Genomic DNA, 6,463 nt, shown 5'->3' on the forward strand with positions numbered 1-6,463 from the left:
CTTCTGGCCCATCCACGCCAGCCGCTTCGCGACGGGCTGCCCGTCGCTGGCATACACCTGGCCGGATGTGGGCGCCGCAAGGCCGGCGATAATGCGCAGCAGGCTGGTCTTTCCGGCACCGCTGGCTCCCAGCAGGGAGATCCATTGCCCGCCGGGGATATCGAACGACAAATCCGCAAAAACAACCCGCGAGCCGAAGCGCAAACCCAGTTCCCGCACGTGGATAGCCGGAGGCGTCACGCCGACGCCTCCGTTACCGCGTTCAGCCCCATCTGCCAGAAGTTGGCCTCCAACCGCGTAGCGGTGGTGAAGATGGCGCTGAGCTCAGCGAATCTCGACTCGCCGCCGCGCTGCTGCCAGAGGGTTTCCAGCAGGGCGATCGCCGCGTTGACGCCGTTGAGATAGCCTTCGTCGCCGTAGTTACGGATCCACGAGGCGTAGGGGTTATCGTCCAGGCGGGTCTGCGGACCGTGCAGCAGCCCGAGCCCAATTTCCGCGTAGCCGGCCACGCAGGGCATCAGCGCGGCCAGCAGATCCAGCGCGTCGCCGGAATGGCCGATATCCAGCACGTAGCGCGTGTAGTTGACCGTCTCAGCCGCTTCCGGCTCGGCGGCCATAGTGGCTTCATCCAGCCCCCAGCCGGCGCAGTAGCCAACGTGCAGCGGCAGCTCGTTGAGGATGGCATTCATCGAGGCCGCGGCGGCGCGCATCTCCGGCAGCGTGCGCAGCTTGCTGACCAGCAGAGCATAGCTGCGGGCAAAGTGGATCAAGAACAGATAGTCCTGCGTCAGGTAGCGGCGGAAAGCGGGTTCGGGCAGGGTGGCGTCAGCCAGCTGATGTAAAAAGGGATGCGCGACGTAGTGCTGCCAGTCGCGTCCCGCCTGCTGGCGCAGACGACCGTAGATACCTTGGGTAAATGCGGGAAGAATCACAGGACCTCCTGAATAAGGGGAGATCCGGGCGTGCAGAAGTATGAACAGGCAATGGCGGAAAACTGGCAAAATTGCCGACCCGTCCCTTCGCTGGCATGACCCAGATCAGGTTCAAAGGGTTCGGCTTACGCCATCTCAGCCCTCACGGGACACCCCTCGGTAGGGCCATGTTATACGACATTCACTTTTTGATTACAATCCCGGCGCGGCTCATTGCTTCGGGAGCGCGCGCGGCGCTTAGGTGACAACGTCACTAGTAGGAGAGTGAAGGGCGGGCAGGAGCAGGAAATTTTATCGCTGATTTTTGCCAGCTCAGACACCGTTTGCTATTAAAAATGCGGCTATAATTGGCTCTTCTGCGTCATCCCTTTGAACTCTCTGATTAATTTGCTTTATTTTCGCCAGCAGGCGATGAATGCTTATGTGACTGGATTTCAGATTGACGATGTATGGCGGATGGAGGGCGGCATGCTATTAAAAGAATTAATTATTTTCGACCTGTTAGCCACCCCTATTTGGGTGGTTCATCCTTTTAAAGAGCGCATACTTTACGGCAATCCGGCCTCCAGAGCCCTCAGCGGCGATATGTCGCTGGACCAGATGCGCAAAGGGACATTCTCCACCTGTCCGGAAGTCAGCCTGCAGAACTATCTCTATTACTTCAAAAATATTGCCGAGATTTTTGAAGTCTGGACAATCAACTCCCTCGACGGCCAGACCTCGATTTATTGTAAAACCACGCTGATTAAATCAGAAGAGTATGACACCCTGATTCTATTCGAGGCGGTAAAGCTGCTTGAGCAAAATGAATCTATCAATACCGCCTCCCGGCATTATCAGCGGCGCAGCAACGGTTTTTTCTCGCGCTTTTTTATGACCAACTCTGCGCCCATGCTCTTAATCGATCCTCACCGCGACGGCAGAATTATTGACGCGAATATTGCCGCGCTGCGCTTTTATAATTACACCGCGGATGAGATGCGGGCGAAGCACACCTGGCAGATTAATACCCTCGGCCGGGACGTTCTGCCGATCATGCGAAACGTCGCAAGCCTGCCCGGCGGCCATAAGCCGCTCAACTTCACCCATATTCTTGCTGACGGCTCCATTCGCCACGTTCAAACCTACGCCGGTCCGGTGGTGCTCTACAATATTCGCCTGATGCTCTGCATCGTGCACGACGTGACCGAAGAGGTGCATTTAAGAAGAGAGCTCGAGTTTTCCGCCTCGCACGATCCGCTCACCGGCCTGCTTAACCGGCGCGAATTTTATCGCATCCTGGATTCGGCCGCGTTTAAACCCACCGGCTTTTGCCTGCTGCTGGTTGATGTCGATAACTTTAAGGCTATTAACGATAGCTATGGTCATCAGAAAGGCGATGAGGTTTTACTGACTATTTCGCGGATCCTTGAGTCGACGGTGACGCATCAGGACAAAATATATCGCTGGGGCGGCGAGGAGTTTCTGCTCTTTCTGCCGGAGCGGTCCATTGAGATGGCGCTGCAGATGGCGGAGAGCATCCGCCTCGCGGTCAGCGGCTATCAGCTGGCGGATCACCCCGGCCCGGTGACCGTCAGCATCGGCGTCGCCGACCGGCAGGATGACGAAGAGATCGACCAGCTGTTCAGTCGCGTCGATAAGGCGCTGTATGCGGCGAAGAAAGAGGGACGAAACCAGGTGCGGCTGCATCTGGTTGGAAAATAGTGCGTCGCGGCGCAATGCCGCCCGGCGGCGGCGTGCCGCTATACTGAATACTCAGGGCTACGGCGTTGGCCTGGCGATGAGCTTTTAGCGCGCAACTTCACCGCCAAAAATTCAGCGCATGAATATATTTAGGCGCTTTTTTAAAATTGTTAGCAATATTTCTCCGGCTCATTCGTCTACCTCATCAGCAGTCCCTATTCACGACAATCATGAGGTAGCAACAGGATGAGAGATTTTGATATGCATGAAAACCGTCGTCACTACGGCTTTGGCCACCATCGGATGGGCAAACCGCTGATCGTTGGCGTGGCGATCGTCGCGCTACTCGGGCTGGTGGTGATGTCGCTGTGGAACGCGCTGCTGCCGGCGATTATTGGCGTTAAAAGCATCGGCTTCTGGCAGGCCTTAGGTCTGCTGGCGCTGTCGCGGATCCTCTTCGGCGGCCTTGGCTTCCGCCCGGGAATGTTCGGCATGGGGCGCGAGCGTCGCCGCATGCATGAACGCTGGATGCAGATGAATCCCGAGCAGCGCGAAGAGTTTATGCAGCGCTTTGGTCACCGCGGCCATCGCGGGCGCTGCGGCTGGCGCGATCGCCGCAATGAATCCGCAGAGTCGGCAGACGATGCGTCTAAAACGACGCCGAGCGAGTGAGCGAAATGAAAGGCGCAGCGGCGGGGGAGTCACTGCTTGTTTCGGCGCTCAACGCCTGCCGATCCCGGCTGAAGGCCTTTATTCGCGGCCGCACCTCGGTACGCGACGAGGCTGACGATATTCTGCAGGAGGTGACCTGGCAGTTGATGACGGTCGAGCAGCCGGTGGAGAACGTTGCCGCCTGGCTGTTCCGCGCCGCGCGCAACGAAATGACCGACCGGGCGCGCAAAAAGCGCGAGCTGCCGCTGGCGGACTACTTTACCGCGGATGAGGAGGGCGAGTTCCCGGAAGATGAGCTGGCGGAGACCCTGTTCGGGGTGCCGCAAACGCCGGAGGACGAGTACCTGAAGGAGCTGCTGTGGGAGGAGCTGAACCAGGCGCTAGCCGAACTGCCCGCCGCCCAGCGGGAGGTCTTTGAAAAGACCGAGCTGCTGGGCTACAGCTACAAAGAGCTGGCTGCAGAGTGCGGGGCCAGCGAGCAGGCCCTGCTATCGCGAAAGCATAAGGCCGTGCTCTACCTGCGTACGCGCCTGCGCGTCCTCTATGATGAGCTGATGAGCGGGTAGATCCTCGCCCGATCGCCGAGCGCGGCGATCGGGCCGCACTCATTATCCTTAACAGGGGATATTCAACGTCTTATCCCCACCAGAGGATATTGACGCATTTATCCCCTTTCGGGGATATCCATGCTAAACGTTGACATTATCCTCACCGGGGTATAAATAGGGTCTTATCCCCACAAGAGGATAGATAAGACCATGATAACGCCCCCGACGATCTACAGCCCGGCCCAGCTGGCAAACCATATCAAGCTGGTGCGGCAAAAAAACCAATGGACGCAAAGCGATCTGGCCCGCCGGATAGGCATTAAGCAGGCGACGATCTCGAACTTCGAAAACCATCCGGACAAAACCACCCTCACCACGCTGTTCAAGATTTTACAATCTCTTGAAATGACGATGGTGGTGTGCGAAAAGGGCGCGACATCGGGTCCTGAGCAACAGGATAGCCAGCGGGATCTGGAGTGGTAATGGCGACGCTCGTGACGTGGATGAACAATGAACGCGTCGGGGAGCTGGTCAAGCTGGCCAACGGCGCGCATCAGTTCCGCTATGACCCGCGCTGGCTGCAAAACCCGCGCGCCCGCCCGCTCTCCCTGTCGCTGCCGCTGCAGTTCGGCAACATCACTTCGGATGCGGTGTTTAACTACTTCGACAACCTGCTGCCCGACAGTCCGCTGGTGCGTGACCGCATTGTTAAGCGCTATCAGGCCCGCTCGAAGCAGCCCTTCGACCTGCTGGCCGAGGTGGGGCGCGACAGCGTCGGGGCGGTCACTCTTCTGCCCGAGGGCGCCGCTCCGGCCACCGGGGCCCTGACCTGGGAAGCGCTCGACGACGCCCGGCTTGACGCGCTGCTGACGGCCTACCGCGCGGATATTCCGCTGGGGATGATTAACGGCCAGGAGGAGTTCAGAATATCGGTCGCCGGCGCCCAGGAGAAAACGGCGCTGCTGAAGATGGACAACCGCTGGTGCATACCGACGGCGACAACGCCGACGACGCATATTATTAAGCTGCCGATCGGCGAGATAAGGCAGCCGGACGCGGTGCTGGATCTCAGCGAAAGCGTCGATAACGAATATCTCTGTCTGGCCCTCGCGCGGGCGCTGGGATTTGCCGTGCCGGATGCGGAAATTATCACCACCCGCAGCATCCGGGCGCTGGCCGTTGAGCGCTTTGACCGCCGCTGGGCGCAGGAAAACACGCGGCTGCTGCGCTTGCCGCAGGAGGATCTGTGCCAGGCGTTCGGCATTCCTTCCTCGATGAAGTACGAGTCGGACGGCGGGCCGGGGATCGCCAGCATCATGACGTTTCTGCTCGGCTCCAGCGAGGCGCTGAAGGATCGTGCCGATTTTATGAAGTTCATCGTTTTTCAATGGCTGATCGGCGCCACCGACGGGCATGCGAAGAATTTTTCCATTTTCCTGCAGCCCGGCGGCAGCTACCGCCTGACGCCGTTCTACGACATCATCTCGGCGTTTCCGCTGCTCGGCGGCGCGGGTTTGCATATCAGCGACCTTAAGCTGTCGATGAGCCTGAAAGCGTCGAAAGGGCGAAAAACGGAGATTCAGACCATCTATCCGCGTCATTTCCTCGCCACGGCAAAAGAGGTGGGATTTGCGCAGCAGCAGATGCTGGAGATCCTGCGCTATTTTGCCGATAACCTGCCGCGGGCGGTCGATGCGGTCAGCGCCTCGCTGCCGGAGGATTTTTCACCGACGGTTTACCAGGCCATTATCACCCACACTCTCAGAAACCATACCCGCCTGCAGAGCGGGCTGGCGGGTTAGCGTACGCTAACCCAACGCCTGCCAACCATCACCGTCAGCGCGACGATGGTGACGATCGCCGCCAGGTGCAGCGCAAAATCGAGCAGGTGCAGATGCACCGGATGGCAAAACGCCAGCAGGCTCACCGCCAGGCTGGCGACGCCGAGCCCGGCCATCGCCAGGCTGCGCGCCGGATAGAGCGCCCGCGTGCGCCGCAGGCTGGCGATCGTCAGCACCATCATCGGCGTACTGACGACCAGCAGAAAGGTAAAGCAGCTGACGCTGTCGTCATCGTGCAGCGGCGGCGCGTCGCCGGGAATGCTGCTGATGCTCAGGCCGAGCCACATCAGGCCGATGGACAGCAGGGCCTTCCAGCTGATGCTCCGGCGTCCGGCAATGCTCATGGTAAAGGCGCGGCGAATGGTTAACGTTCCGAGCAGAAACGCCAGCACCAGCTGCACCACCGCCAGCCGCGCGCCGGGCTGCGACCAGTCGGTGAGGCCGCGCGGTACCAGCAGGCTGGCGGCACAGGCGCACGGCAGGGCCACCGCCAGCCAGCCGGCGACGCGCCAGCCGGTCGGCCACGGACGTTTGACCGGGCGCATTTCGCGGCCGAGTTTTTCAATAAGCAGATTATGATCGGTCATGGTGGGCTCCAAATCGGCGCAGGTTTTTCAGCGCCCGATGCAGCAGCGATTTCACCGCCGCCACGCTGAGGTTGTTATGGGTGGCCGCTTCCGCCAGGCTCATTTCGCGCAGATGAACGTGCTCGACAATTTCACGCTGGCGCAGGGGAAGCTGGCGCAGGTAGCCCGCCAGCTCCCCCCGGCCCTCCTGGCGCGGGGGG

Annotated in this window: 9 protein-coding genes and 1 riboswitch; of the genes, 5 read left to right on the forward strand and 4 right to left on the reverse strand. The window is 59.8% G+C overall.

Annotation, left to right across the window (positions count from 1 at the left end):
* Both PFH44_RS23605 and PFH44_RS23610 read right to left on the reverse strand, forming a co-directional pair.
* The coding region (locus PFH44_RS23605; protein WP_283826330.1) for an ATP-binding cassette domain-containing protein at positions 1–240 on the reverse strand (240 nt) is incomplete at its 3' end.
* The gene (locus PFH44_RS23610; RefSeq protein WP_283826331.1) at positions 237–932 is read right to left on the reverse strand and encodes a TenA family protein; all 696 of its coding nucleotides are present in this window, start codon (positions 930–932) and stop codon (positions 237–239) included. The genes PFH44_RS23605 and PFH44_RS23610, both read right to left, overlap by 4 nt.
* A gap of 65 nt (positions 933–997) precedes the next feature.
* Positions 998–1,099, reverse strand: a riboswitch (TPP riboswitch).
* Between the two features lie 301 nt (positions 1,100–1,400).
* Between PFH44_RS23610 and PFH44_RS23615 the strand changes: the two genes are divergently transcribed.
* The 5 genes from PFH44_RS23615 (at position 1,401) to PFH44_RS23635 (ending at position 5,637) form a co-directional block, all read left to right on the forward strand.
* A complete protein-coding gene (locus PFH44_RS23615; protein ID WP_283826332.1) occupies positions 1,401–2,636 on the forward strand; it encodes a GGDEF domain-containing protein in 1,236 nt (411 codons plus the stop codon).
* Positions 2,637–2,861: 225 nt separating this feature from the next.
* Entirely contained in the window at positions 2,862–3,287 is a 426-nt protein-coding gene (locus PFH44_RS23620) for a hypothetical protein (RefSeq protein WP_283826333.1), read from the forward strand.
* 5 nt (positions 3,288–3,292) lie between these two features.
* A complete protein-coding gene (locus PFH44_RS23625) occupies positions 3,293–3,853 on the forward strand; it encodes an RNA polymerase sigma factor (RefSeq protein WP_045855492.1) in 561 nt (186 codons plus the stop codon).
* 192 nt (positions 3,854–4,045) lie between these two features.
* The gene (gene hipB, locus PFH44_RS23630; RefSeq protein WP_045855339.1) at positions 4,046–4,318 is read left to right on the forward strand and encodes a type II toxin-antitoxin system antitoxin HipB; all 273 of its coding nucleotides are present in this window, start codon (positions 4,046–4,048) and stop codon (positions 4,316–4,318) included.
* Positions 4,318–5,637 (forward strand): type II toxin-antitoxin system HipA family toxin, encoded by a 1,320-nt coding sequence (locus tag PFH44_RS23635; protein WP_283826334.1) that lies wholly within the window; start codon positions 4,318–4,320, stop codon positions 5,635–5,637. Before hipB ends, PFH44_RS23635 begins: the two co-directional genes overlap by 1 nt.
* Here PFH44_RS23635 and PFH44_RS23640 read toward each other — a convergent pair.
* A complete protein-coding gene (locus tag PFH44_RS23640) occupies positions 5,634–6,263 on the reverse strand; it encodes a class-II aminoacyl-tRNA synthetase family protein (protein WP_283826335.1) in 630 nt (209 codons plus the stop codon). The two genes, PFH44_RS23635 and PFH44_RS23640, sit on opposite strands and share 4 nt — an antisense overlap.
* Positions 6,250–6,463: RNA polymerase sigma factor (locus PFH44_RS23645; RefSeq protein ID WP_283826336.1), on the reverse strand; the 214-nt coding region annotated here is incomplete at its 5' end. The genes PFH44_RS23640 and PFH44_RS23645, both read right to left, overlap by 14 nt.

The organism is Klebsiella sp. Ech2A, from assembly GCF_030078455.1.
GTDB lineage: Bacteria > Pseudomonadota > Gammaproteobacteria > Enterobacterales > Enterobacteriaceae > Klebsiella > Klebsiella terrigena.

Excerpts from the sequence above, each read along its gene's own strand:
- PFH44_RS23615 (WP_283826332.1), top strand. The coding sequence starts at position 1,401 with ATGCTATTAAAAGAATTAATTATTTTCGACCTGTTAGCCACCCCTATT.
- PFH44_RS23620 (WP_283826333.1), top strand. The coding sequence starts at position 2,862 with ATGAGAGATTTTGATATGCATGAAAACCGTCGTCACTACGGCTTTGGC.
- PFH44_RS23625 (WP_045855492.1), top strand. The coding sequence starts at position 3,293 with ATGAAAGGCGCAGCGGCGGGGGAGTCACTGCTTGTTTCGGCGCTCAAC.
- hipB (WP_045855339.1), top strand. The coding sequence starts at position 4,046 with ATGATAACGCCCCCGACGATCTACAGCCCGGCCCAGCTGGCAAACCAT.
- PFH44_RS23635 (WP_283826334.1), top strand. The coding sequence starts at position 4,318 with ATGGCGACGCTCGTGACGTGGATGAACAATGAACGCGTCGGGGAGCTG.
- PFH44_RS23640 (WP_283826335.1), bottom strand. The coding sequence starts at position 6,263 with ATGACCGATCATAATCTGCTTATTGAAAAACTCGGCCGCGAAATGCGC.